The 25,743-nt window shown below is 72.7% G+C and carries 21 protein-coding genes; 16 read left to right on the forward strand and 5 right to left on the reverse strand.

The genetic code is table 11. The annotated features are described in order from the left end of the window. Positions 1-463: 463 nt before the first annotated feature. The 4 genes from EKD16_RS06365 (at position 464) to EKD16_RS06375 (ending at position 4,589) form a co-directional block, all read left to right on the forward strand. Positions 464-1,408, forward strand: a complete 945-nt coding sequence (locus EKD16_RS06365; protein WP_242677260.1) for a sulfotransferase family protein — start codon at positions 464-466, stop codon at positions 1,406-1,408. After that, positions 1,405-1,899 (forward strand): hypothetical protein, encoded by a 495-nt coding sequence (locus EKD16_RS25240; RefSeq protein ID WP_165498509.1) that lies wholly within the window; start codon positions 1,405-1,407, stop codon positions 1,897-1,899. Before EKD16_RS06365 ends, EKD16_RS25240 begins: the two co-directional genes overlap by 4 nt. Further along, entirely contained in the window at positions 1,896-3,101 is a 1,206-nt protein-coding gene (locus EKD16_RS06370) for a glycosyltransferase family 4 protein (protein ID WP_131097530.1), read from the forward strand. Before EKD16_RS25240 ends, EKD16_RS06370 begins: the two co-directional genes overlap by 4 nt. Before the next feature lie 303 nt (positions 3,102-3,404). Continuing rightward, positions 3,405-4,589: a MalY/PatB family protein gene (locus EKD16_RS06375; RefSeq protein WP_131097531.1), complete on the forward strand. Its 1,185-nt coding sequence runs from the start codon at positions 3,405-3,407 to the stop codon at positions 4,587-4,589. A 59-nt stretch (positions 4,590-4,648) separates the two neighbouring features. On the opposite strand, the gene EKD16_RS06380 is transcribed toward EKD16_RS06375, so the two are convergent. Continuing rightward, a complete protein-coding gene (locus EKD16_RS06380) occupies positions 4,649-5,734 on the reverse strand; it encodes an S-(hydroxymethyl)mycothiol dehydrogenase (protein ID WP_131097532.1) in 1,086 nt (361 codons plus the stop codon). Between the two features lie 186 nt (positions 5,735-5,920). Between EKD16_RS06380 and EKD16_RS06385 the strand changes: the two genes are divergently transcribed. Continuing rightward, positions 5,921-6,457, forward strand: a complete 537-nt coding sequence (locus EKD16_RS06385; protein WP_131097533.1) for an NUDIX hydrolase family protein — start codon at positions 5,921-5,923, stop codon at positions 6,455-6,457. 177 nt (positions 6,458-6,634) lie between these two features. Continuing rightward, positions 6,635-8,074 carry an MFS transporter gene (locus EKD16_RS06390; RefSeq protein ID WP_394347316.1) on the forward strand — a complete coding sequence of 480 codons (1,440 nt, stop codon included), beginning with the start codon at positions 6,635-6,637 and terminating at the stop codon, positions 8,072-8,074. A 121-nt stretch (positions 8,075-8,195) separates the two neighbouring features. On the opposite strand, the gene dhaL is transcribed toward EKD16_RS06390, so the two are convergent. After that, positions 8,196-8,804 carry a dihydroxyacetone kinase subunit DhaL gene (dhaL, locus tag EKD16_RS06395; RefSeq protein ID WP_131097534.1) on the reverse strand — a complete coding sequence of 203 codons (609 nt, stop codon included), beginning with the start codon at positions 8,802-8,804 and terminating at the stop codon, positions 8,196-8,198. Positions 8,805-8,905: 101 nt separating this feature from the next. Then, positions 8,906-9,904 (reverse strand): dihydroxyacetone kinase subunit DhaK, encoded by a 999-nt coding sequence (gene dhaK / locus EKD16_RS06400; protein WP_131097535.1) that lies wholly within the window; start codon positions 9,902-9,904, stop codon positions 8,906-8,908. 92 nt (positions 9,905-9,996) lie between these two features. On the opposite strand from dhaK, the gene dhaM reads away from it, so the two are divergent. The 10 genes from dhaM (at position 9,997) to EKD16_RS06450 (ending at position 23,141) form a co-directional block, all read left to right on the forward strand. Beyond that, a complete protein-coding gene (gene dhaM, locus EKD16_RS06405; protein WP_131097536.1) occupies positions 9,997-10,404 on the forward strand; it encodes a dihydroxyacetone kinase phosphoryl donor subunit DhaM in 408 nt (135 codons plus the stop codon). 82 nt (positions 10,405-10,486) lie between these two features. Then, a complete protein-coding gene (gene hrpA / locus EKD16_RS06410) occupies positions 10,487-14,440 on the forward strand; it encodes an ATP-dependent RNA helicase HrpA (RefSeq protein ID WP_131097537.1) in 3,954 nt (1,317 codons plus the stop codon). A gap of 136 nt (positions 14,441-14,576) precedes the next feature. Further along, positions 14,577-15,635, forward strand: a complete 1,059-nt coding sequence (locus EKD16_RS06415) for a lactonase family protein (RefSeq protein ID WP_131097538.1) — start codon at positions 14,577-14,579, stop codon at positions 15,633-15,635. 245 nt (positions 15,636-15,880) lie between these two features. Beyond that, a complete protein-coding gene (locus EKD16_RS06420; RefSeq protein WP_165498510.1) occupies positions 15,881-16,297 on the forward strand; it encodes a DUF2267 domain-containing protein in 417 nt (138 codons plus the stop codon). 79 nt (positions 16,298-16,376) lie between these two features. Then, positions 16,377-17,498: a baeRF2 domain-containing protein gene (locus tag EKD16_RS06425; protein WP_131097540.1), complete on the forward strand. Its 1,122-nt coding sequence runs from the start codon at positions 16,377-16,379 to the stop codon at positions 17,496-17,498. Between the two features lie 1,270 nt (positions 17,499-18,768). Beyond that, positions 18,769-19,458, forward strand: coding sequence for a biotin transporter BioY (locus EKD16_RS06430; RefSeq protein WP_242677261.1), 690 nt, complete (start codon positions 18,769-18,771; stop codon positions 19,456-19,458). Further along, positions 19,455-20,171: an energy-coupling factor ABC transporter ATP-binding protein gene (locus EKD16_RS06435; RefSeq protein WP_131097541.1), complete on the forward strand. Its 717-nt coding sequence runs from the start codon at positions 19,455-19,457 to the stop codon at positions 20,169-20,171. Before EKD16_RS06430 ends, EKD16_RS06435 begins: the two co-directional genes overlap by 4 nt. Beyond that, complete coding sequence (locus tag EKD16_RS06440; protein WP_131097542.1) at positions 20,168-20,776, forward strand: energy-coupling factor transporter transmembrane component T; 609 nt, start codon at positions 20,168-20,170, stop codon at positions 20,774-20,776. Before EKD16_RS06435 ends, EKD16_RS06440 begins: the two co-directional genes overlap by 4 nt. A gap of 145 nt (positions 20,777-20,921) precedes the next feature. Next, on the forward strand, positions 20,922-21,962 hold the full coding sequence (locus EKD16_RS06445) for a serine hydrolase (RefSeq protein ID WP_131097543.1): 1,041 nt from the start codon (positions 20,922-20,924) through the stop codon (positions 21,960-21,962). Between the two features lie 168 nt (positions 21,963-22,130). Continuing rightward, positions 22,131-23,141 (forward strand): threonine aldolase family protein, encoded by a 1,011-nt coding sequence (locus EKD16_RS06450; protein ID WP_131097544.1) that lies wholly within the window; start codon positions 22,131-22,133, stop codon positions 23,139-23,141. A gap of 150 nt (positions 23,142-23,291) precedes the next feature. Here the strand turns inward: EKD16_RS06450 and EKD16_RS06455 are convergent, their stop codons facing one another. Continuing rightward, positions 23,292-24,437, reverse strand: coding sequence for an acyl-CoA dehydrogenase family protein (locus EKD16_RS06455; protein ID WP_131097545.1), 1,146 nt, complete (start codon positions 24,435-24,437; stop codon positions 23,292-23,294). Positions 24,438-24,531: 94 nt separating this feature from the next. Continuing rightward, positions 24,532-25,737 carry an acyl-CoA dehydrogenase family protein gene (locus tag EKD16_RS06460; protein WP_131097546.1) on the reverse strand — a complete coding sequence of 402 codons (1,206 nt, stop codon included), beginning with the start codon at positions 25,735-25,737 and terminating at the stop codon, positions 24,532-24,534. Positions 25,738-25,743 lie beyond the last annotated feature (6 nt).

A 25,743-nucleotide genomic window follows, 5' to 3' on the forward strand; every position in this document is an offset into this window, starting at 1 on the left:
TGCGCACGTCGATGCGTAAAGTGAGTAGCCGTGTGCTATATGTGTTCGTGTGCAGGCAGTGCGGGCGGCGAGCCCATCATGGGTTGAATCGCGGCCCGATACGGGCGGGCGGTTGCTCGATCGGCTGTCTGGCGGCGGTTATCGTGTCAGTGGCCGTGTCATCGAGTCACGGCCCGGCGGCATACGGCGAACGCGTCGAAGCGGGCGCCGGCCCGCTTCCTGCTGCTCCGGTTCGCGGTGCCCCCCGGCTTCGGCCGCCGATGCGGACTCGGGCTACGGGAGATGTCTGCGTACGTGCCCCCTCGCGTGCGAGGCATATTCCGCGCGACCGCCCCGACGGGGGCGCGCCTTATCCGGGCACGATTCCGGAACGAGGTGGCGCCGCAGTGGACGGCGGTCGGCTGCGGCGTTAACGAAGACAGTCCGTTCCCTTTGCTCCCAGTCGAAAAGAGCCATACGTTCCATGAGCATGGATCTTCTCCGCAAGATGAACTCGGCGCTCGGCGCGACCACTGGCCTTGAACTGCGCAGAGTCCGCAAGCGGCCGGCGTCTGCGGCCACGTCGACGGTCCAGAAGAAGCCGAAGAAGCGGGACGTCGCCTTCCGCCCGCCGGAGAATCCCGCGGTCGACCGCCTGCTGGACCGCCCGATCTTCGTCATCTCCCCGGTCCGGTCGGGCTCGACGCTGCTGCGGCTGCTGCTCAACGGCCACTCGCAGCTGCACGCTCCGCACGAGCTGCACATCCGCCGCCTGGAGGTGCACTTCCGCACCAAGCTCTCCCAGCGCGCGATGGATGCCTGCGGACTGCAGCGCGGCGACATCGAGCACCTGCTCTGGGACCGGGTGCTGCACCGCGAACTCGTGCGCGCCGACAAGGACTTCATCGTCGAGAAGACCCCCAGCAACGCCTTCGTCTGGAAGCGCATCGCCGCCTGCTGGCCCGACGCCCGCTTCATCTGCCTGCTGCGCCACCCGGCCTCCATCGCCAAGTCCTGGCACGAGGCCGACCCCGAGAAGCGCACCGCCGAGCAGGCCGCCGAGGACGCGCTGCGCTACATGAACGCCGTACAGCGCGCCCGCGAAGGGCTGCCCTCCTCCCACACCGTGCGCTACGAGGACCTCACCGCCGACCCGGCGGGCGAACTGCAGCGCATCTGCGACCACCTGGACCTGGAGTTCGAGCCGCGGATGCTGGAATACGGCGGTGCCGAGGGCGGGCTGACCAAGGGGCTGGGCGACTGGAAGGACAAGATCCGCTCCGGGAGTGTCCAGCCCGGCCGCACGCTGCCCGGCGCGGACGAGATCCCCGAGCTTCTGCACGACATCAGCCGCACGTGGGGCTACCTCGACGAGAAGGCCGGCGACCGGACCGCGACCGGCGACCGGGAAGGGGCGGCCGCCACGTGAACGCCCGCCCCCGAAACCCGCACGCGGAGGTCGCCGAAATCTGGCCGCGCGACGGCGCCGTGCGGGTCGTCGGCGACCTCCACGGTCTCGCCGAAACCGCCTCCGGCCGCTGGTACCTGGTGGTCGCGCTGCGCGACTCCGCTGTCCGCATGCAGTACGGAATGACAGTGAACGGCGACCGCTTCGACGCTTCGGTGCCGGCGGAGGACTTCGTGCCCGCCGACTTCTCGCTGCAGGCCGAAGGCGCCGCCTGGGACCTCTTCGCCTCTCCCGAGGAGCGGTTGGAATCGACCGACACCGACGACTGGCTGCGCCTCGGCCGGCACCTCGACGACGTCCGGGACAAGAAGAAGATCATGGTCTTCCCGGTCCAAGAGGTCGAGTCCGACGGCGCGTACATGTCGGTGCGGCCCTTCTACACCGTCAACGACAACCTCTCCGTCGGCGCGAGGCCCGGCTCGTCCGCCCCATTCGGCAAGGAATCGCCATGAGGATCCGTTACCTGCTGCTCAACGCCTTCGGCACCGGCGGCACCATCCGCACCGTGTTCAACCAGGCCAACACGATGGTGGGGCTGGGAAACCAGGTCGAGATCATCAGTGTCACGCAGCACAAGGACGAGCCGAACTTCGCACTCGACGAGCGGATCGGGCTGAGCACCATCGTCGACCAGCGCTCGGAGAAGGGCGCCGACCGCTCCCGCTCCGGGCTGGCCCAGCGCTACCGCCTGTGGGAGCGCGCCCGGCTGCGCAAGCTCGCCGGTTCGGTCGTGCCCGCCGGTGAGTTCGCCGCCGATGCGTTCACCCGCCACGTCGAACGCGAGGTGATCCGCTACCTCAAAGGCGTGCACGACGGCATCCTGGTCACGACGCGGCCGGGGCTGAACATCCTGGCCGCGCGCTACGCCGACCCGCGGCTGATCCGGGTGGCCCAGGAGCACATGAACCTGGGCACCCACCGCCCGGACGTGCAGGAGGCGGTCAAGAAGTACTACCCGCGCTTCGACGCGGTCGCGGTACTCACCAACCGCGACCGCGAGGACTACGAGAAGCTGCTGCCGGGCACGCGCCTGGTGCGCATTCCCAACGCCGTGCACTCGCTGGAGCAGAAGCCCTCCGACCACAGCAGCAAGATCGCCCTCGCGGCGGGCCGGCTGGGCCCTCAGAAGGGCTTCGACATGCTCATCCCGGCCTTCAAGAAGGTCGTCGAGCGCCACCCGGACTGGCAGCTGCGCATCTTCGGCACCGGCAAGAAGAGGGACGAGCTGCGCGCGCTCATCGAGAAGCACCACCTCTACAACCACGTCCTGCTGATGGGTCACACCGACCACATGGACGACGAGCTGGCCAAGTCGTCCTTCTACATCCTCAGTTCGCGGTTCGAGGGACTGCCGATGGTGGTCATCGAGGCCATGGCCCACGCGCTGCCGGTGGTCAGTTTCGACTGCCCCACCGGCCCGGCCGACGTCATCACCGATGGCAAGGACGGGCTGCTGGTACCGCCCAAGAACATCGACGCCCTGGCCGAGGCGATCTCCAAGATGATGGCCGACCGCGAGCTGCGGTCGGCCATGGGCGCCGAGGCGCTGAAGACGGCCGAGAGCTACGGCCCGCAGACGGTCCACCCGATGTGGGAGGAGCTGTTCAGCGACCTGGTGCGCACGACCGGCAAGAACCCCGACGCCGCGGCTTGAGCCGACTCCGGGCACGGGGGTCTCCCTGGACGGCCGCGGGCTGTCCAGGGATTCCTCGCGCCCCTGGGCGGGTCGAGCGGCGGTCTCGCACGCGGTTCGGCGAGACGGCCTCGGGCGGCGCCGGCGGCGGCCGCCACTGCACAGCGGGGGCGGCCGCGGCGGCGTGCGGGCGGGCGCCCTAGAGTCGGTCGAGGAGGCGGGCGGCGTCCCCGGGGACGCCGCCTCGACCTTGACCCTTGCCCGAGGCGCCCGCGGGCCGAGTCGGTGCGGCCGCGAGCGCACCTGCCCAGAAAGGACGGCCCAGTGAGTCTGGCGAGTGCGTTCGACGCGGTGACGATCGGCAGCCTCCGCTCGCGCGGCGGAATCAAGTGGACGCTGCACGGCGGCGACACCCTGGGTGCGTTCATCGCGGAGATGGACTTCGGCACCGCCCCGCCGATCACCGAGGCTCTGCACGCCGCCGTCGACGGCATGGACTTCGGCTATCTGCCGCCCCGCGCCGTCGCGACCATGGCGCAGGCGTGCGCCGACTGGCAGCGCGAGCGCTACGGCTGGGACGTCGATCCCGCCGACGTCCACCCGATCGCCGACGTGGTCAAGGGCTTCGAGACCGCCATCGAGCACCTCTCCCGCCCCGGCAGCCCCGTCATCCTGCCGACCCCGGCCTACATGCCGTTTCTGACCGTGCCCCGCGCCCTCGGCCGCGAGATCATCGAGGTGCCGATGGCCTTCGACGGCCGCCGCCACGTCTTCGACCTCGATGCGATCGACCGGGCCTTTGCCGCCGGCGGGAACCTGCTCACCCTGTGCAACCCCTACAACCCGCTGGGACGGGTCTTCACGGCCGAGGAGCTGATCGGCCTCAGCGAGGTCGTCGAGCGGCACGGCGGCCGCGTCTTCGCCGACGAGATCCACGCGCCGCTGACCTACCCGGGCCACCGGCACGTGCCCTACGCGTCGGTTTCACCGGCCGCCGCACGCCAGGCGGTGACCGCCACCTCGGCGTCGAAAGCCTGGAACGTGCCCGGGCTGAAATGCGCCCAGCTGGTCGTGAGCAACCGCGCCGACGCCGCGGCCCTGGCCGAGATCGGCCCCGTCCTCGCCCACGGCGCGGGCAATCTCGGCGTGGCCGCGGCCACCGCCGCCTACACCCGGGGCGGCCCGTGGCTCGCGGAGGTGCTGGACTACCTCGACGGCAACCGCCGGGAGCTGGGCGAACTGGTGGCCGAGCACCTGCCGGGCGTGGGCTACACCCAGCCCGAAGGCACCTATCTGGCTTGGCTGGACTTCCGCCGCCGGGGACTGGGCGACCACCCCGGCCGGGTGCTGCACGAACGGGCGGGGATCGTACTGGTCGACGGCCCCGACTGCGGTGAGCCCGGGCGCGGGTTCGCCCGGCTGAACTTCGCCACCCCGCGGCCGATCCTGCGGCAGCTGGTCACCGGCATCGCCGCGGCGGTGGGCACCGGGGCCGAGCGCTCCGCCTGAGCGCCCGGCCCCGCGTCACGCCGTCGCGGCGATGCCGCGCGGAAGGCGCGGCCGTCGCCTCACAGCAGCACGACCGAGCGCAGCACGTCGCCGTGGTGCATCTTGGAGAACGCGCCCTCGACGCCCTCCAGCGGGATCGTCTCGGAGACGAACGCCCCCAGATCGAGCCGGCCCTGCAGGTAGAGGTCGATCAGCATCGGGAAGTCGCGGCTGGGCAGGCAGTCGCCGTACCAGGACGACTTCAGCGCGCCCCCGCGGCCGAAGACGTCCAGCATCGGCAGCTCCAGAGTCATCTCCGGGGTGGGTACGCCCACCAGCACCAGCGTGCCGGCGAGGTCGCGCGCGTAGAACGCCTGCCGGTAGGTCTCGGGACGGCCCACCGCCTCGACGACCACGTCGGCGCCGAAACCGCCGGTCAACTCGCGCACCGCCTCCACCGGGTCGCGCTCCGCGGCGTCGACGGTGTGGGTGGCGCCCAGGCCGAGGGCGGTGTCGAGCTTGCGCCGGTCGATGTCCACCGCGACGATGCGGGCGGCCCCGGCCAGGCGCGCGCCGGCGACCGCGGCCGCGCCGACGCCGCCGCAGCCGATCACGGCGACGCTGTCGCCGCGGCCCACGCCGCCGGTGTTGATCGCCGCACCGATACCGGCCATCACCCCGCATCCCAGGAGTCCGGCGACGCTCGGCGCCGCCTGCGGGTCCACCTTGGTGCACTGGCCCGCGGCGACCAGGGTCGCCTCGGCGAAGGCGCCGATCCCGAGGGCGGGGGAGAGGGGCGTGCCGTCGGCCAGCGTCATCGGCTGGGCGGCGTTGTGGGTGTCGAAGCAGTACCAGGGCCGACCGCGCTTGCACGCGCGGCACTGCCCGCACACCGCCCGCCAGTTCAGCACCACGAAGTCGCCGGGCTTCACGTCGGTGACCCCGGCGCCCACCGACTCCACCGTGCCCGCGGCCTCGTGGCCGAGCAGGAAGGGGAAGTCGTCGCTGATGCCGCCCAGTTTGTAGTGCAGGTCGGTGTGGCAGACACCGCACGCCTGCACGCGCACTACGGCCTCCCCCGGGCCGGGGTCGGGGATGATGACCGTCTCGATCTCGACGGGTGCGTCCTTGGTCCGCGAGACCACCCCGCGCACTTCCTGCGTCATGGAGCCCTGCCCTCTTTCCTTGCCGCCCGATAACCGGGAGCGGACGGCGCGCACCCGGCGCGCACCGCTCCTGTAGGCCATGGTGGCCAGTCGCCCCCACCGCGTCCACCACCGTTTCCGGAGCGGATGCAGGCGGGATGCGCGGTGCCCGAGCGACCCGCGGGGCCTATCGGGTAGAAACGCAGCATGACCGAAACGACGGACACCTCTCCCGGTTGGCTCTCCCGCACCGAGATCGAGGACGCGCGCGGACGGCTGCCCATCGTCTACGTCAACGCCGTTCCGGTTCGGGTCGACGATTCCGGCGCGGTGACCAGCGTGGGACTGCTGCTGGGCGTCGCGCCCGACGAGACCATCAGCCGGTCGCTGGTCTCGGGACGCGTGCTCTACCACGAGCGCATCCGCGACGCCCTGCTGCGCCACCTGGAGAAGGACCTGGGACCGGTTGCCCTGCCGCACGTTCCCGCGTCGCCGCAGCCCTTCACCGTGGCCGAGTACTTCCCGACCCCCGGTATCACCCCCTTCCACGATCCCCGCCAGCACGCGGTTTCGCTGGCCTACGTGGTGCCGGTCACCGGCGACTGCCGCCCCCGCCAGGACGCACTCGACCTGGTGTGGTTCTCGCCGGAGGAGGCCGCCGGCGACAGCGTGCAGCAGGAGATGAGCGGCGGCCAGGGGGTGCTGCTGCGCCAGGCCCTCGCCCACGCCGGCCTGGTGCCCTGAGGCGGGCTCCGCGGCGGCGAGGCGGCCGCGGGGCGGCCGCGGCGGCGTGCGGGCGGTGGAGTAGCGTTTCGCCCTGTGGCCGCAGAGTGAACGGCTCGGGTACGGGCCGCATACGGGTGTGTCCGGTCGGGCCGCGTGTCGGATTCCGAAGATCGCGTGAACACGTCCGATCGCCCCATGTCCGGACCGTGTACCGCCGCCGTGCCGCCCCCGATTCCGCCCCGGTTCCAGCCGCGCCCCCGAAAGCAGGTGTCCCCGCTGACTTCGCAACCCCGGACCGGACCCCCGGCCGATCCCGCTCCCGGCTCCGGCCGCCGTCCCGCCCCGCGCGGCGGGGAGAAGACCGGCTCGGCCGCGGCGGTCGCGCTGTGCGGGACCGTGCTCGCGCTGAGCGGGCCCGGCCAGACCGCCGGGATGTCCGTGCTGATCGACCACTTCATCGCCGACCTGGGGGTGAGCCGATCGGCCGTCTCCACCGCCTATCTCATCGGCACGCTGGGCGGCGCCTTCGCGCTGCCCTGGATCGGGCGCGCCGTGGACCGGTTCGGGGTGCGGCCCGTCCTCGCGGGCGTCGCGCTCACCTTCGGCGCGTTCCTCACCCTGCTCTCGCTGGTCCAGGGCATCGTCGGGCTGACCGTGGCCTTCGTCGGGGCCCGCGCCATGGGTCAGGGCGGCATGACGCTGGTGGCCACCACCGCTGTCGCCATCGCCGTGACCCGCAAGCGCGGCACGGCCATCGGCATCACCACCGCGGCGGGCACCGCCGGCATCTCGCTGGTACCCGTGCTGGCCGAGCGCGTCATCGCCGAGTTCGGTTGGCGCACGGCCGTCTTCGGCGAGGCTCTGGTCGTGTGGGCGGTCGTGCTGCCGATCGCGGTGTGGGGCCTGCGCGGGGTGCGCGGCGGCCGGGAGGCGGCCAAGGAACAGCCGGAGGGCGCCGGTTCCGACGAGGGGGGCGACGGCTCCGCGCAGGACGGCGGTGCATCCGAGCCCGCCTGGCCCCTTCGCGCCATCGTGCGGACGTCGATGTTCTGGCTGATCACCAGCGCCGTCGCCTGCAGCGGCCTGGTGACCACGGCGGTGTTCTTCCACCAGATCGCGATCCTCGGCGAGCAGGGCCTGACCCCGACCCAGGCGGCGGCGAACTTCCTGCCGCAGACCGTGGCCGGACTGCTGGCCTCCTTCGCCTTCAGTTCGGCCACCGACCGGTTCCCGCCCAAACTGCTGATCCTGCTGTGCATGCTGATGCAGGTGGCCGGGCTGTGCATGCTGCCGTTCGTGGGCCCCGGCGCCACCGCCGTGGCCTACGGCATGACGCTCGGCGCGGCGGCAGCGGGAGCGCGGTCGGTGGAGGCGGCCGCCTTCCCCTACTACTACGGCACCGCGAGCCTGGGCACGCTGCGCGGATTCACCCAGTCGGTGGCGGTCTCGTCCACAGCAGTGGCGCCGCTGCTGCTGTCGCTGGGCCACGACGTGGCCGACTCCTACCTGCCGGCTGTGTACGCGCTGGCCGTGCTGCCCGCGCTGATCGCCCTGGCGGCCCCCTTCGCCCGCCGGCCGCATCGGGCCGGGGAAACCGCCGAGGCGGGCGAGCCCGAAAAGCCGGCCGCCGAGTAACGGGTGGTGCCTGGGCGGGTGGTCTTCGAGCTTCTCCGCGGACGGTCGGGCGCCCGACCCCCATACGGCTCCGCGCCGGGCCGTGCCGCTCGGCGGGGCGCAGACCGCGGCCGAGCCTCGCTTATCCCTGCTCCGCCTCGGCCAGTGCCCGGAAGATCAGCGCCGTCGACGCGGCGCCCGGGTCCAGGTGGCCGATGCTGCGTTCGCCCAGGTAGGACGCGCGACCCTTGCGGGCCTGCATCGGCTCGGTGGCGCGCAGACCCTCCTCGGCCGCATCGGCCGCCCCCTCCCCCGAGGCGGCAGTGTCCGTGCTCTCGAACGCCTCGACCGCGGGCGCGAACGCGTCGACCATCGTCTTGTCCCCGGCCTGCGCGCCGCCGAGACGGCGCACCTCCTCCAGCGCCGCGGACAGGGCGGCGCCCACGTCCTCGGGCTCGGCGCTCTCGGCGGCCAGCGCCTTGCCCGCGGCGCGGAAGGCGGAGCCGTACAGCGGGCCGGAGGCGCCGCCGACCCGCGAGACCAGGGTGGTGCCGGTCTTGGTCAGCACCTGGCCGACGGTCTCCGCGGTGAGCTTGTCCACGGCCTCGACGGCCGCGGCGAACCCGCGGTGCATGTTCTCGCCGTGGTCGCCGTCGCCGATGGCCGCGTCCAGTTCACCCAGCCGCTCCCGGTCGCGTTCGACGGCCTCGGCGATGCCCCGCACCCAGGCGCGGGCGAGTTCGATGTCCACTGCGCGGCTCCCGATCGTCGTCTCTTCGGCACTACCCACCACAGCATGCCCGAGTGCGCTCGGGCCGCCGACCCGGCGACCGGAGCGACCGCGGGTCGGGCTCAGAGGCCCCACCGCAGCCCCGGCGTGTCCACCGGCGCGTCCCACAGCGCCAGGAACTCCTCCTCCGCCTCGCACAGGGTGATCGAACACCCGGCCATATCGAGGCTCGTCACGTAGTCGCCGACCAGGTTGCGGGCGATGGCGATTCCGCGCTCCTCCAGCAGCGCGGCGACCTCGCCGTAAACCAGGTAGAGCTCGCTGAGCGGGGTGCCGCCGAGGCCGTTCACGCACACGACGACCTGGGAGCCGCGCTCCAGCGGGCGGTCGTCGAGGATGGCGTCGACCATGTCCGAAACGATCTCGCTCGCCGAACGCAGCTTCTCGCGGCGCCGACCGGGCTCGCCGTGGATGCCCACGCCGACCTCGATCTCGTCCTCGGGCAGGTCGAAGCCGGGCCGTCCGGCCGAAGGCGTGGTGCAGGCGGTCAACGCGACCGCGAACGAGCGCGAGGCCGCGTTGACCCGCCGTCCCACATCGGCCACGGCGCCCAGGGAGTCGCCGCGCGCCGCCGCCGCGCCCGCGATCTTCTCCACCAGCACGGTGGCGCCGGTGCCGCGCCGGCCCGCGGTGAACGTGGAGTCCTCGACGGCGACGTCGTCGTTGACCAGCACCGACTCCACACGCAGGTCCTCCTCGCCGGCGAGTTCGGCGGCCAGTTCGAAGTTCATCACGTCGCCGGTGTAGTTCTTCACGATCAGCACGGTGCCCTCGCCGCTGTCGACCGCACGCAGGGCCTCGGTCACCTGGTCGGGCACGGGTGAGGTGAAGATCTCGCCGGGGCAGGCGGCGTCGAGCATGCCCTCGCCCACGAATCCGGTGTGCAGCGGCTCGTGCCCGGACCCGCCGCCCGAAACCAGGCCGACCTTGCCGGACACGGGCCCGCGGGCGCGGGTGACCACTCCCGACTCCAGGTTCACGGACAGCTGCGGATGGGCGGCCGCGAAACCGGTCAGCGCGTCGGTGAGGTAGGTGTCGGCTGTGTTGATGAACTTCTTCATGTTCGTCGCTCCCGCGATGGCCTCGGCGGTGACTCGGCGGTAACAGGTGACATGCGCCACACGGCGCGTTCCGGTAAGTAGCCTAGGTGCCCATGGACACCGGTGACTCCACTGTCGGAATCGTGCTCGTGTCGCACAGCCGGAAACTCGCCGAAGGGCTCCGCGATCTCGTCGCCCAGCTCGGCTCGGCGGGCGGGCGCGTGTTCTGCGCGGGCGGGACCGACGACGACGGCATCGGCACCTCCTACGACCGCGTGAGCGAGGCCGTCGCGGCCGCCGACGCCGGAGCGGGCGTGGTGGTGCTGCCCGACATCGGCAGCGCGGTTCTCACGGCGCGGATGGTGCTCGAAGACCTCGACCGCGCCGACGCGCTGGTGGTGGACGCCCCGTTCGTGGAGGGCGCGGTGGCCGCCGCCGTCACCGCGGCCACCGGCGGCGCCCTCTCAGCGGTCGCCGAGGCCGCCCGCGAGGCGCGCGGTCAGCCGAAGTTCCCCTCTTGACCCCTTGAGCCGCCGCGGCGAACCCGGCGCCGCCGACCGCGGCGAAAACCCGCTTGTGCCGCCGCATATCCTGGACGGCGGTATGAAGACCTCGTCCGCGGCCCCTCCCGGCTCCAGTTCCGGCTCCCAGCACCGCGAGATCCGCGACCTGCGCCGGCGCCTCTCACCGCTGATGCTCGCCGACAAGCATCGGCTGCGTCGCCGTATCGACGGACTGCAGAAGGTCCGCGACGACGACAAGCGCGCCCGCATCGCCGCCGAGATCGCGGCCGACATCGACACCGCGCAGACCCGGGTCGAATCCCGCGCCGCCGCCGTGCCCCGGATCGAGTACCCCGAGGCGCTGCCGGTCAGCCAGAAGAAGGACGACATCGCCGCTGCCGTGCGCGACAACCAGGTCGTCATCGTCGCCGGCGAGACCGGCTCCGGTAAGACCACCCAGCTGCCCAAGATCTGCATGGAGCTGGGCCGCGGCGTACAGGGCACCATCGGCCACACCCAGCCGCGCCGGCTGGCCGCACGCACCGTCGCCGAGCGCATCGCCGAGGAGCTGGACACCTCTCTGGGCGACGCCGTGGGCTACAAGGTCCGCTTCACCGACCGCTCGGGCGAGGACACCCACGTCAAGCTGATGACCGACGGCATCCTGCTGGCCGAGATCCAGCAGGACCGCATGCTGCGCCGCTACGACACGCTCATCATCGACGAGGCGCACGAGCGCAGCCTGAACATCGACTTCCTGCTCGGCTACATCAAGCAGCTGCTGCCGCGCCGGCCCGAGCTGAAGGTCATCATCACCTCGGCAACCATCGACCCCGAGCGCTTCTCCCGCCACTTCGGCGACGCCCCGATCGTGGAGGTCTCCGGGCGCACCTACCCGGTCGAGGTCCGCTACCGCCCCGTCGAGGAGGAGTCCGAGCAGGACGACCAGACCCAGGCCGTCTGCGCCGCGGTGGACGAGCTGCGCAGCGAAGGACCCGGCGACATCCTGGTGTTCCTCAGCGGCGAGCGCGAGATCCGCGACACCGCCGACGCCCTGAACAAGCAGCGCATGCGCGACACCGAGGTGCTGCCGCTGTTCGCCCGCCTCTCGGCCGCCGAGCAGCACCGGGTGTTCGCACCGCACAGCGGGCGGCGCATCGTGCTGGCCACCAACGTGGCCGAGACCTCCCTGACCGTGCCCGGCATCCGCTACGTCGTCGATCCCGGTACCGCCCGCATCTCCCGCTACAGCCACCGCACCAAGGTGCAGCGGCTGCCGATCGAACCGGTCTCCCAGGCGTCGGCCAACCAGCGCAAGGGCCGCTGCGGCCGGGTGGCCGAGGGCATCTGCATCCGGCTCTACTCCGAGGAGGACTTCCTCTCCCGGCCGGAGTTCACCGATCCCGAGATCCTGCGCACCAACCTCGCCTCGGTCATCCTGCAGATGGCCGCGCTGGGCCTGGGCGACGTCGCCGCGTTCCCCTTCGTCGAGGGCCCCGACCGCAGGCAGATCAAGGACGGGGTGCACCTGCTGCAGGAGCTGGGGGCGCTCGATCCCGGCGAGGACGATCCAGGAAAGAGCCTCACCTCTGTCGGCCGGCGCCTCTCGCAGCTGCCCGTGGACCCGCGGCTGGGCCGCATGGTGCTGGAGGCGGAGGAGAACGGCTGCCTGCGCGAGGTCATGATCATCGCCGCGGCGCTGTCCATCCAGGATCCGCGCGAGCGCCCCGCCGACAAGCAGCAGGCCGCCGACGAGCAGCACGCCCGCTTCGCCGACAAGGACTCCGACTTCCTGGCCTACCTGAACCTGTGGAACCACCTGCAGGAGAAGCAGCGGGAGCTGTCGGGCAACGCGTTCCGCCGCATGTGCCGCGAGGAGTTCCTGAACTACCTGCGGGTGCGCGAGTGGCAGGACATCTACGGCCAGCTCAAGCAGGTCGCCAAGCAGACGGGCGCCACGCTCAACACCAGCGATCCCCAGCCGCAGCAGATCCACGTCTCGCTGCTGTCGGGGCTGCTGTCGCACGTGGGGCTCAAGGACCCGGAGAAGCACGAGTACCTCGGCGGCCGCGGCGCCCGCTTCGCCATCTTCCCCGGCTCCTCGCTGTTCAAGAAGCAGCCCCGCTACGTCATGGCCGCCGAACTGGTCGAGACCTCGCGGCTGTGGGCGCGCATGGTCGCCCGGATCGAGCCGGAGTGGGCCGAGCGGTTGGGCTCCCACCTCGTCAAGCGCACCTACAGCGAACCGCACTGGGAGAAGAACCGCGGCGCCGTGATGGCCTACGAGCGCGTCACCCTCTACGGCGTTCCGCTGATCGCCCAGCGCAAGGTCGCCTACGGCTCCGTCGACCCCGAGCTCTCCCGCGAGCTGTTCATCCGCCACGCGCTGGTCGAAGGCGACTGGAACACCCGCCACCGCTTCTTCCACCAGAACCGGCGCCTGCTGGAGGAGGTCGAGGACCTGGAGCACCGCGCCCGCCGGCGCGACATCCTGGTCGACGACGAGACCCTGTTCCGGTTCTACGACGAGCGGGTGGGCGCCGAGGCCGTCTCCGCAGCCCACTTCGACACCTGGTGGAAGCGGGTGCGGCGCAAGCAGCCCGACCTGCTCGACTTCGAGCGGTCGATGCTGATCAACGAGAACACGGCCCGCGTAAGCGAGCAGGACTACCCCGACGGGTGGGGCCAAGGCGAACTCGCCTTCCCGCTGAGCTACCAGTTCGACCCCGGCGCCGACGCCGACGGCGTTACCGCCACCGTCCCGCTGACCGTGCTCAACCAGGTGGCCGACGACGGCTTCGACTGGCAGATCCCCGGGCTGCGCGAGGAGCTGGTCACCGCCCTGATCCGCTCCCTGCCCAAACCGCTGCGGCGCAACTTCGTCCCGGTGCCCGACACCGCCCGCACCGTCCTGGGACGCCTCACCCCCTACACCGAGCCGCTGACCCAGGCGCTCAGCCGCGAGCTGGGCGCCATGAGCGGCGAACGCATCTCAGCGCAGGACTTCGACTGGGAGCGGGTCCCCGACCACCTGCGCATCACCTTCCGCGCCGTCGACGCCGAGCAGCACACCCTCGCCGAGGAGAAGGACCTCGACGCGCTGCGGTCCCGGCTCAAACCGCGGCTGCAGCAGGCCATCTCCGCCGAGGCCCGCGGAATCGAGCGCACCGGTCTGACCGACTGGGACACCGACCCGCTGCCGCGCGTCTTCGAGCGCAAGTCCGCCGGTGCCGCCGTCAAGGGCTACCCCGCCCTGGTCGACGAGGGCGAGAGCGTCGCGGTACGCCTCTTCGACACCGAGACCGAGCAGCGCCACGCCATGTGGCGCGGCGCCCGGCGGCTCCTGCTGCTCCAGGTGCCCTCGCCGGCGGCGGTCGTCCAGCGCGGCCTGGACAACCGCACCAAGCTGGCACTGAGCCACAACCCGCACGGCAGCGTGCCGGCCCTGTTCCAGGACTGCCTGGAATGCGCGACCGACGCGCTGATGGGCGCCCGCGGCGGCTTGGACGCCCTCACCGCGCCCGGCGGCGACGCGTGGGACCCCGCGGCGTTCGCCCGCCTGCGCGAACACGTACGCGCCGAGCTCGCCGACACCCTCGACGAGGCGGTGGCGCAAGCGGCGCGCGTGCTGCAGAGCGCACACGAGTTGGGCCGCAGACTCAAGGGCAGCACAAGCCTGGCCGTGCTGCCGTCGCTGAACGACATCCAGGGCCAGATCTCCGGGCTCGTCCACCCCGGATTCGTCACCGAGGCCGGACTGGCCCGGCTCGCCCACGTGCACCGCTACCTGCGGGCGGTGGAGTACCGGCTGGCCAAACTGCCCGAGAACCCGCGCCGCGACCAGGTGAACATGTCCAAGGTCGAGCAGATGCGCCAGGCCCGCGACAAGCTGCTCGGCGAGCTTGGGCCCGGCCGCGGCCTCGACGCCGACGTGCGCGAGATCGGCTGGATGCTGGAGGAGTTCCGGGTGAGCCTGTTCGCGCAGGAGATCGGGGCCGCATACCCGGTCTCGGAGAAGCGCATCCTCAAGGCGATCGAGGCGGCCCGGGGCTGAGGCGCGAGCCGTGCCGGGCGGACGAGGCGGCCCGGAGGCGCACCGGAGCGGTTGGGCATAATGGTCGCTCGGGGCGAACACCCGCGACGGCGGTCCTGGCGCGCCCCGGCATCCGCGATCCGAAGGAAGGGCACGAATGACCGCACCGCGCCTGCTGTGGATCGGGACCTACACTCCCGATTCCGATCCCGAAGCCGCCGGATCGGGCATCCACCGCGCCTGGCTGGACCCCGAAACCGGTGCGCTGAGCGGAGGCGAGGCGGCCTCGGGCGCGAGCGGCCCCTCGTTCCTGGCCGCGCACCCGCGCGGCGGTCTGCTGTACGCGGTCGGCGAGTGCGAGCAGGGAACCGTCTCCGGGTTCGCCGTCGCCGAGCGCGACGGGGTGCCGGAGCTGTCCGGTATCGGCGGCGTGCCGACCGGCGGGGCCTCGCCGTGCCACGTGCTGGTCCACCCCGAGGGACGCCACGTGATCACCGCCAACTACGCCGACGGCCGCGTCAGCGTGCACCCGCTGGCCGACTCCGGCGCGCCGCGGGAGGCGGCGGCGGTGCTGCAGCACACCGGGCACGGCCCCAACCCGGCGCGCCAGGAAGGCCCGCACGCCCACTCCGTTGCGATCGCCCCCGGCGGGCGCCACATCCTGGTGGCCGACCTGGGCGCCGACGAGTTGCGCTGCCACACCTTCGATGCGTCCGCACCCGAGCCGGTGGGCCCGCTCTCCGTCGCCGCCCGGCTGGCACCGGGAACCGGGCCGCGCCACTTGGCCGTGCACCCCAGCGGATACATCTACGTCGCCGGTGAGCTCGACTCCCGCGTGCACGTGCTCGCCTGGGACGCCGCCTCGGCTCAGGCGGTACCCGTCGCCGAGGCCGCGGCCAGCGGCCACGACGGCCCCAACCATCCCGGTGAGATCGCGCTCTCGCCCGACGGCACGCGGGTCTACGTCTCCAACCGCGGGGCCGACACCATCGCCGCTTTCGAGGTCACCGCCGGCGGCGCGGGGCTGCGCCGCATCGCCGAGACCCCCTGCGGCGGCGCGTGGCCGCGGCACTTCGCGCTGGCCGAGGGCCACATCGTGGTCGCCGCCCAGAAGTCGGCACAGCTGTCGTCGCTGCGCCTGGACGCCGACGGAATCCCCGCCGACACCGGCCACCGGCTCACCGTGAGCGACCCGGCCTGCGTGCTCCCGGCTTAGCGCGGTCGCCGCCTCCGGGCGCGGCGCGGGCGCACGGACGCGATCCGGTTCGGCGGGGCCGCTGTCGATTCCGGTGCTGTGGCCATACCGAGCGCCGAACACGACCTCGGAAGGAAGCCGGGGGTGACCGCGGGGACACGGTTTGATGCAGGTCACAGGGCCTGGAGCGGTCGGCATGTTTACCGGTGGCGCTGTGTGACAGAGGAATCCCTACGACAGTTTTCCGACGTCACAGGAGGCCGCTCGTGGTCCAGCACCAGACAGGCGACGCCGCCGACGCGTTCCTCGGCCGCGTGCAGCAGCACGGCGGACTCGCATCCCGCGGCGAGGCGCAGCGCCTGACCGAGTCGACCCTGGCCGCACTGCAGCGCAGCCTCAGCGGCGGGCAGTTCAACGACCTCGCGCGCAACCTGCCGCCCGCGCTGCAGCCCGAGCGCGAGGCGTCCGGGCAGGCGGTCGCCTTCGACAAAGGCGCGTTCCTGGACAAGGTGAGCGGGGGAGTCGCGACCACCGACGCGGCCGAGACCGAACAGTTGGTGAGCGCTGTGCTCAACACAGTCCGAGAATGGCTTCCCCACGAGGAGACCGATAATACGCTCGCCCAGCTCCCCAAGGACCTGTCGACACTGTTCGTCGGAGCTCCCGGAACGCCGCAGGGTTGACGCCGGCACCGGTTTCCCCAGTCTCCCCGCCGCCGTCCGGGCGGACGGGCCGCGAACGACGCCTGGAGCGGAGCAAACCATGGACCTCAGCTTTCTGACATCCGTAGAGGGCACCTCGGGGCCGATCGCCTCGCTGAACATCAACAACTCGCGCGACGCCGAGGACGCCGACCACGAAGTCCACGTCCGGTGGCAGAAGGCGCGCGAGGACCTCCGGTCTCAGGGCGCCGACGAGTCGACCCTCGGCGCCATGGACGGGATCGTCGGGCAGACCGGCAGCGTGGCCGGAGCGCATGGCCAGGTGATCTTCGCCGCCGACGGCAGGGTGCTGCTGGACACGGTGGTCTCCGAACCGCCGCAGGACTACCTGGCCCGCGTCGGACCGCTGCCCGACCCGCTGCTCTACATCTACAGCCAGCGCACGCGCATCCCCTACGTGCTCGCCGTCGTCGACAGCCAGGGCGGGGACGTCCGCACCGTCTACGGTGACGGCCGCACGGTCCACCACCGCGTGGAGGGCGAGAACTGGCCCGTCAACAAGGTTCGCGAGGGCGGTTACCACCACAACCAGATGCAGCGCAACGTCGACAACCAGGTAGCCGAGAACGCCGGGCGGGTCGCCGGGGCCGCAGCGCAGGAGGCCAAACGCAACAACGCCGAGGTCGTGGCGATCGCCGGCGAGGTCCAGGTGCGCGGCGAGCTGCGCGACCGGCTGCCGGACTGGCTGGAACCGCGCGCGCTGGACCTGGAGTCGGGCTCGCGTGCTTCGGGCTCCGAGAAGTCGCCTCTGGAGGAGGAGCTGCGCCGACACCTGGAGGAGCGCGCGCAGTCGCAGGTGGCCGAGGTGCAGGAGTCCTTCCAGCAGGGCAAGGCCAACCGCGACCGGGCGGTGGAGGGCTTCGCCGCCGTTGTGCGCGCCCTCCAGCGCGGCCAGGTCGACACGCTGCTATGGTCCACCGGCCTCGCCGAGACGGACATACAGGTGTGGATCGGGCCTTCAGGCGAGGAGATCGCCCTCGACGAGCAGGAGTTGCGCGAGATGGGCGTGGACGAGCCCGCCACCGAACTGGCCGGGCCCGCGATACTGCGCGCGGCCGCAGCGACGTCGGCGCAGCTGATCATGGTGCCTCAGAACGATTCGACGGCCGAGGACGGAATCGGCGCGATCCTGCGCTTCTCCGACCCTGCGCTGGACCACTGAGCCGCTGTTCCGGCCAGCAGGTATCGGGCTTGGACGCGGGTCGGGTATCCGGGAGCCTGGTAGAACTTGGGTGGGTTGCTGGGTTCTTGAGGTCCTGGGTTCCTGAGTTCCGCGTGCCGCTCGGCTCCGCTCGGCTTGCTGCCGCCTGCGGTGGGCTGTGCGGCCTTGGCACCGGGCGGGTGCAAGGTGTCCTGGACGCAAAAGGCGGCGGCAACGGCGGCATGGGGCTGGGCCCGTGCCCACCGGACAGGGTGCCCGCCGGTTGAGCGCCCGGCGAGGCGGCGAGGGCGGTGAAGGGCTGGGCCTGCGGTTGTCGGGTCGGGTGCTCGCCGGTGGCCGTGTCGGCGGGGCGGCTCGGGTCCGCTGTGCGGCCTTGTTGGTCGGCCGGGAGGCGGGTGGCCTGACGGGGAACGACGGGCGGCGAGGACCGCGAAGGGTCCGGCCCGCGCCCACCGCGCCGGGCGCTCTCCAGAAGCGGTGCTCGTGTTCGGCGGGCAGTGGGGGCCGTCCCCCGGGGTGGGTATTCATCACAACACCTCCGTGCGGAGCCGGTGTTGCACTCACCCCTGAACCCGCGGCCGCTGTCTGGTCGAAATCCTGCGTTGGGCGGCACCGGTGCCATCGAGGCTTCTCCCGACTATCGCGAACTTATGGTCGCGGAATGCGCATTCCGGCGGCCATAAGTTCACGATAGAGGCCGGGTGAACCGGCATACCGGACATACCGGCGCCGGTTGGCTGGCGTGGTATCCCCGTGTTCCGACCTGGCCAGCACCGGCAGGAGATCGCGCGGTGTGGCGCGGTCGCCGGGCCAGGCCCAACCATCCGCCGTCGCCGCCGCATTTCAGTCAAGTCCACCCGCCACCCGGCAGACCACAAGGCCGCTCAGCGGACCTTGGCCGCCCTCGTCGGGCGCGCCACCGGCGAGCACCCGGCCCGTTTCGTGCGGGCTCGGCCCTCCGGCGCCGTTGGTGCTGCTTTTCCGTTCAGGCGTCCCGCCGCCCGGCAGGCTACAAGGCCGCTCAGCGGACCCCGGCCGCTTTCGCCGGGTGGGTGACCGCCACCGGGCATGCCGCATCGAGGCCCGCCAGGCCCGCCAGGCCCGGAGGGGCCAACGAGGCCCAACAAGCCGCACATCGGACTCGACGCGACCGCGCCGGTAGTCGAGGGCACTCGCTCTCCGGTGGGAGCCGTGCGGTGGGCGCTTTCCGGCATAGCCGACAATGGGGGGTGGCCGCCGTCAGCATGCGCACGGAGAGGACGACCCACCCATGCCCCGATCCCCCGCGAACCGCGTCCGCTACCGCGGGCTGACCGCCCGCGACATCGCCCTCATCGGCGTCTTCGCGGCGCTTCTGGCCGTGCTGAGCATGGGCTTCCAAGTCCCGGTCGGGCCCGTGCCGATCACGCTGCAGACGCTCGGTGTGATGCTGGCCCCCAGTCTGCTCGGCGCCAAGCGCGGGACGCTGGCCGTGCTGACCTTCCTCGCCCTGGTGGTGGCCGGGCTGCCGCTGCTGCCGGGCGGGCGCGGCGGACCGGCTCCCTTCGTCGGGCCCACCGGCGGATACATGCTGGGCTGGGTCGCCGGCGCGCTCGTCATCGGTCTGCTGGTGCATCTGATGCTGCCGCGCTACCGCTTCCTCCCGGGCTTCGCGGCCAACATCGTCGGCGGCATCGGGGTCGTATACCTGGTCGGGGTGCCGTGGAGTGCGATCGCCCTCGGAGACCAACTGCTGGCCGCGATCCTCGGCGTCGGCGTGTTCCTGCCCGGCGACCTGGCCAAGGCGGCGCTGGCCGCCGCCATCGCCACCGCCGTGCACCGGGCCTACCCGGTGCCGCCCGCGGGGCGACCGGTCTCGGACAAGGCCCCCGAGCCGGCCGGGGAGGCCGACTCCGGCGACCCGTCGGCCGCCGACGACGCCGGGGTGGCAGAGCCGGGGCCGGGGGACGCTTCGCCATGACGCTGCGGCTGGAGCGGGTGTCCCACGCCTACGACGGGCGCCCGGTGCTGCGCGACGTTTCGGCGGAGCTGGCCGAGCATCGGATCGGCGTCATCGGCGCCAACGGATCGGGCAAGTCCACCCTGGCCCGCACGCTCAACGGCCTCGTCCTGCCCGACTCCGGGCGCGTGCTGCTGGACGGGTTGGACACCCGCCGCCACGCCCGCCGGATCCGGCGTCGCGTGGGCTTCGTCTTCTCCGACGCCTCGGCCCAGATCGTCATGCCCACCGTGGCAGAGGACGTGGCCGTCGGACTGCGCCGCAGCGGCCTGCGCCGCGCCGAGATCGACGCCCGGGTGGACGCCGTCCTGCACCGCCACGGGCTCTCGGAGCACCGGGACCATCCCGCCCACCTGCTATCCGGCGGCCAGCGGCAGATGCTCGCGCTGGCATCGGTGCTGGTCACCGAGCCGGAGGTGCTGGTGTGCGACGAGCCCACCACCCTGCTCGACCTGCGCAATACCGCGGTGATCGAGCGGACGCTGCGCGAGCTGCCCCAGCAGGTCGTGCTGCTCACCCACCACCTCGACACCCTCTCCGGGTTCGACCGGGTCCTGGTCATGGACGAGGGGCGGGTGGTCTTCGACGGCGCACCCGAGGCAGCCGTCACGCACTACACCGCGCTCATGAGCACCGGCTCCGAATCCCCGGCGCCTCGCGGCGGGCGGCCGTGACAGCGGTCGGCCTCTACGTCCCGCCGCGGTCGCGGCGCGCGGTGCTGCACCGGGCCCCGGCCGGCGCCAAGCTGCTCGCGCTCGTCCTCGCCGTCGGCGCCGTGGTGGCCGCCGCCAGCGCGCCCCTGGCGCTGACCGCCGCGGCCGCCGCCGCACTGCTGCATCCGCTGTGCGGGCTGGGCGTGGCCCCGGTTTGGCGCACCCTGCGGGCCTTATCGGTGTTCCTGGCCGCGGTAACGGCCTTCCAATGGCTTGCGGGGGACCTGGAGGCGGCCGCCCGGGTGTGCGGGCAGCTGGTGACCGCGGCGCTGCTGGCGGGCCTGGTGACCGCGTCGACCCGGGTCAGCGAGATGCTGGCGCTGTTCGAGCGCTTGGCCCGCCCGCTGGCGTATGCGGGTGCCGACCCGCGGCGGGTGGCGCTGGTGCTCGCGCTGACGATCCGCTGCATCCCGCTCGTCGCCTCGTGCTGGCGGGCCTCCCGCGAGGCCTACATCGCGCGCGGGCTGCGCGGACGTCCCGACGCCATGGTGGTGCCGGTGATGGTGGGCCTGCTGCGCTCCGCGGAATCGCTGGGCGAGGCCCTCACCGCCCGCGGAATCGACTGATTCTCACTGGCGCCGCCCCAGCCCGTAATGGCATATTCGGTACATCCCAGGCGGCCGGGGCGGCCCTCTCCGCGGCGCGCGCAGCCACAGGCGCCACCGCCGACGCCCTACCGCACGGCGCCCGAGCGACGGTGGAGGACCAGCGGTGCCACGGCGGCTCATCGCCGGGCGGCCAGGCGACGCGGCCGCTCATCCGGGAGTGCTCGCGGCGCGGTTGCTGGGGCACCTGCGGACTCGCACACACCCCGCGGCGCGGCCGGGGACCCGCGACGGCGTCCGCCGGCGGCGGGGTCGCCTCGGGGCGGTCGCGGCACTGATCGGCGCCATTCTCGCCAGTACGGCCCTCGCCTCGCTCTGGCCCACCGGCGGCCACCCGCGCGCCGTCGGCGTCGTCGGCGAACCCGCGCCGCCCACAGGCTCCGCCGCGATCGAGACGGCGGCTGCGCTGTCCCCGCGGGAACGCGCGCGCCTCACCCGGCGGCTCGACGAGCACCTCGCGGACCGGCCGGGACGCCTCGCGCTCTCCGTGCAGGAGTTGCGTACCGGCGCGGCCTTCGGTTATGCCGCCGACACCGGGTTCAGCACCGCCAGCGTCGTCAAGCTCGACCTCCTCGTGCACATGCTGCTGCGCGCCGAGGAGGAAAACCGCTTCCTCACCGACCACGAGACCGCAATCGCCGAGGAGATGATCCGCTACAGCGACAACGACGCGGCCGACACCGCCTACCGGCACAACGGTTTCACCGCGGGTTTCACCGCGGCCGGCCGGCGTCTGGGGATGCTCGCCACCCGCCCGAACCCGCGCGGCGTCTGGGGAGCCACCAAGACCACCACCGAGGACCGGCTCCGGTTGCTGCGCACCGTCTTCACCCCGGCGAGCCCGCTCAGCGAGCGCAGCCGTCAGTACGTGCGCTCCCTCATGGCCACCGTGGCGCCGGAGCAGTCGTGGGGGATCAGCGCCGCCGCCGAGCCCGCCGGTTCCGCGCAGCTCAAGAACGGCTGGTCGCCGGCGAAGAGCGACGGCGGGCTGTGGATCGTCAACAGCACCGGCCGCATCGTGCGCGGCGAACGGGAGTACCTGGTCGCGGTCCTCTCCGACCGCAACGCCGACTACGGCACCGGCGTCGACGGCGTCGAAAGCGCCGCCAAGCTGGCCGTCACCGCGATGGAGCGGGCCCTGGACTGAGCCTGCCGCTGCCCGCAGGTGTGCGGGGACGGCCGCTGCGCGGCTCTGTGTGCCATGCCGCCCGTGCCCGCCGTCCGCTGCGGGCGGCCGGGGTCGCTAGGCTGGCGTTTCCGGGCCCCGCACCAGGAGAAAAGGGGTACTCGGCACTCGCGGAACGGAGCGCACCGCATGATCGACCTACGTTCGGACACCGTTACCCGTCCCACCCCGGCGATGCGGCGGGCCATGGCCGAGGCCGAGGTGGGCGACGACGTCTTCGGGGAGGACCCCACCGTCCGGGCGCTGGAGGAGGAGACCGCCGCACTGCTGGGCACGGAGGCGGCGCTGTACGTGCCCTCGGGACACATGTCCAACCAGATCGCCGTCTACGTGTCCACCCGATCGGGTGACGAGGTCTGGACGCACCGCGAGGGACACGTGGTGGCCAACGAGCAGGGCGGCACCTCGGTGCTGGCGCGCGTGCTGCCGCGCACCTACGACTCCGAGTTGGGCTACCCCGAGGAGGGCCTACTGGCCGCGTGGGCCCGCGGCGCCGGCGACGTGCACCGCGCCCGACCGCGCCTGATCTGCTTGGAGAACACCTTCACCGGGCGCATCGTCCCGCCGAGCGAGCAGCGCCGCGTCGCCGCCTTCGCCCGCGAGCACGGCATGCTGCTGCACTTGGACGGCGCCCGGATGTGGAACGCCGCCGTGGCACTGGGGGAGACGCCCGCACGCATCGCGGAAGGGGCCGACACGGTGTCGGTGTGCTTCTCCAAAGGGCTGGGGGCGCCGGTGGGCTCGGCCCTGGCCGGCGGCACCGAGGCGATCGCCGAGGCCCGGCGGGCGCGCAAGCTGCTGGGCGGCGGCATGCGCCAGGCCGGGATCGTCGCGGCCGGTGCGCTGTATGCGCTGCGCAACCACATCGACCGCCTCGCCGAGGACCACGCGCGGGCGCGGCGCCTGGCGGAGAGTATCGCCCAGTCGCCGTCGCTCTCCGCGGAGGCGCGCACCAACATGGTCGTCGTGTCCACCCCCGCCGGACGGGCGCGCGACTTCGCCGACCTGCTCGCTCGCGAGGGCATCGGCTGCGTACCGCTGGGGGAGAACCGCCTGCGCCTGGTCGTCCACCTGGACATCTCCGACACCGACATCGACACCGCCGCCGAGGCCGTCGCCAAGACCGCGGCCGCTGGCTGAGATCGTCGACGCGGGCTTGCGGCTGCGGGCTGTGCAGGAACCCTGTCGCCCCCCCCGGGGGCGGATTACTGCGGGGGTCGCGGCGGTGAGGCGGGGCGCCGACCGGCTCGATGGCCGGTCGGCGCCCCGGCTGGTGTCCTCCCGCCGGGTTCAGGCGGTCGGCGCCGGGAGGTCGACCAGCCCCGACAGGGCGAGGCGGTGCCGGTCGGCGGTGCCCAGCGCGAGCGCGTCACTCTTGGCCCGCTTGAGGTACAGGTGCACCGGGTGCTCCCAGGTGAAGCCGATGCCGCCGTGCAGCTGCACCGCCTCCTCGGCCGCCGTGACCGCCACGCCCGAGACGAACGCCTGCGCCAGGGAGGCGTTGACCTCGGCCTCGGTTCGCTCCGCGTCCCCGGCCCCCGGCTCCTGCGCGGCCGCCACCGCGCTGGCGGCGCTGCGCACCACGGCGCGGGACTGGGAGACCGCCACCCACAGGTCGGCCAGCCGGTGCTTGATCGCCTGGAACGACCCGATCGGGCGGCCGAACTGGGTGCGGGTCTTGACGTAGTCCACCGTGGCGTCCAGCGCCCACTGGGCCACGCCCAGCTGCTCGGCCGACAACACCGCCGCCCCGGCCACCAGCGCGCGGCGGAGCGCCTTCTCGGCGTCGGCCCCCGCGGCCACACGCCGGCCCGCGGCGCCCTCCAGCGAGACCTCGGCCAGCGGGCGGGTCAGGTCCAGCGTGACGACGGGGGTGATGCGCGCCTCGTCCGCCGCGACCACGTAGAGGCCCGGCCCATCCGGCCCCGACGCCGCGACGACCAGGGTGTCGGCCGTGAGCGCGTCGGCGACGTTGCGCACCGTGCCCTCCAGCCTGCCGTCCCGCGCGCGCACGTCCTCGGGGAACGCGGCACCGGGCATCGCCGCCAGCGGGACGGTCAGCGCCGCGGTGGACTCGCCCGCGGCGAGCGCCTCCAGCTCCGCGGCCGCCTCGGTCCCGCACGCCTGCAGCGCGGCCGTGGCCAGCACAGCGCTGCCCAGAAACGGCACCGGAGCCACCGCCCGGCCCAGTTCCTCGGCGACCACCGCGCTCTCGCGCAGGCTCGCGCCCGCGCCGCCCAGCTCCTCGGGAACCGGCAGGCCGGCGGCGCCGACGTCGGCCAGCTCCTTCCACAGGGCGGTGTCGGTGACCTGGTCGGTCTCCACCCGTGCCAGTACCGACGACGCCGGGCTCTTGTCCTCCAACAGCGCCCGGACACTCGCCCGGAGCTCCTCTTCGACCTCGCTGTAGAGCAGGTCGAGCTGCTTCTCGCTCATCGCGCTCCCTAGTCCGCGCGCTCCGAGCGCGCCGCCGTCTTCCGATTGCCGCCCGCCCGCGTCGCGGCCGGGCTCCGGCCGAGTCGTGCGCCGCTCACTTGGGCAGGTCCTTCCATGCCACGTCCTTGTCCACGCGGGGCTCGGCCGGCAGGCCCAGGACGCGCTCGGCGATGATGTTGCGCAGGATCTCCGAGGTGCCGCCCTCGATCGAGTTCCCCTTGCTGCGCAGGTAGCGAAAGCCCGCCGAGCGCTTGGCCATCTCCACGCCCTCGGGGCGGCGGAACGTCCAGTCGTCGTAGGTCAGCCCCTCGCCGCCGAGCATCTCCAGCTCCAGCCCGGAGATCTCCTGGTTGAGCCGGGAGAAGGAGAACTTGGCCGCCGACCCCTCCGGGCCGGGCTGGCCGATCGCCAACTGCTGGCGCAGCCGCTCCTTGGTCAACCGGGCGGCCTCGGCGTCCACCCACAGCCGCATCAGGGCGTCGTGCAGGCCCGGAGTGCGCAACTCGGGGCGCGTCCGCCAGATGTGGGACACGACCGCGATGAGCCCGCCCTCGCGCGGCTCGGGATAGCCGCCGATGGAGACGCGCTCGTTCATCAGCGTGGTCTGGGCGACGCGCCAGCCCTCGCCCTCGTCGCCGAGGCGCTGGGTGTCGGGGATGCGCACGTCGTTCAGGTAGACCTCGTTGAACTCGGCCTCGCCGGTGATCTGGCGCAGCGCCCGGACGTCCACGCCGTCGGTGCTCATGTCGCAGATGAAGTAGGTGATGCCCTTGTGCTTGGGCACGTCGGGGTCGGTGCGGGCGACCAGGATGGCGAAATCGGCGCGGTGGGCCAGCGAGGTCCACACCTTCTGGCCGGTGACCGTCCAGCCGTCGCCGTCGCGCACCGCGCGGGTGCCCAGCGCCGCCAGGTCGGAGCCGGCGCCGGGCTCGCTGAACAGCTGGCACCAGACCTCTTCGCCGGTGTAGAGGGGCTTGAGGTAGCGGGCGCGCTGCTCGGACGTGCCGAAGGCCAGGATGGTGGGGGCGGCCATGCCCAGGCCGATGACCAGCCCTTCACGGCCGACGGGGGTGTAGCCCAGGCGTTCGAACTCCTCGTCGACGACGGACTGCAGAGCCCGCGGTGCGCCCAGGCCGCCTTCGCCCTCGGGGAAGTGCACCCAGGCCAGTCCGGCGTCGAAACGCGCCGCGAGGAACTCGCGCTGATCGGTGGTCGCGGGATCGTGTTCGGCGACGAAGTCGGCGACCCGCTGGCGCAGCGCGGGTGCGTCGAGCGACGCCCCCGCCGGAGCCGTTGTCATGGAACC

Source organism: Streptomonospora litoralis (assembly GCF_004323735.1).
In the GTDB taxonomy this organism is placed as follows: Bacteria; Actinomycetota; Actinomycetes; order Streptosporangiales; family Streptosporangiaceae; genus Streptomonospora; species Streptomonospora litoralis.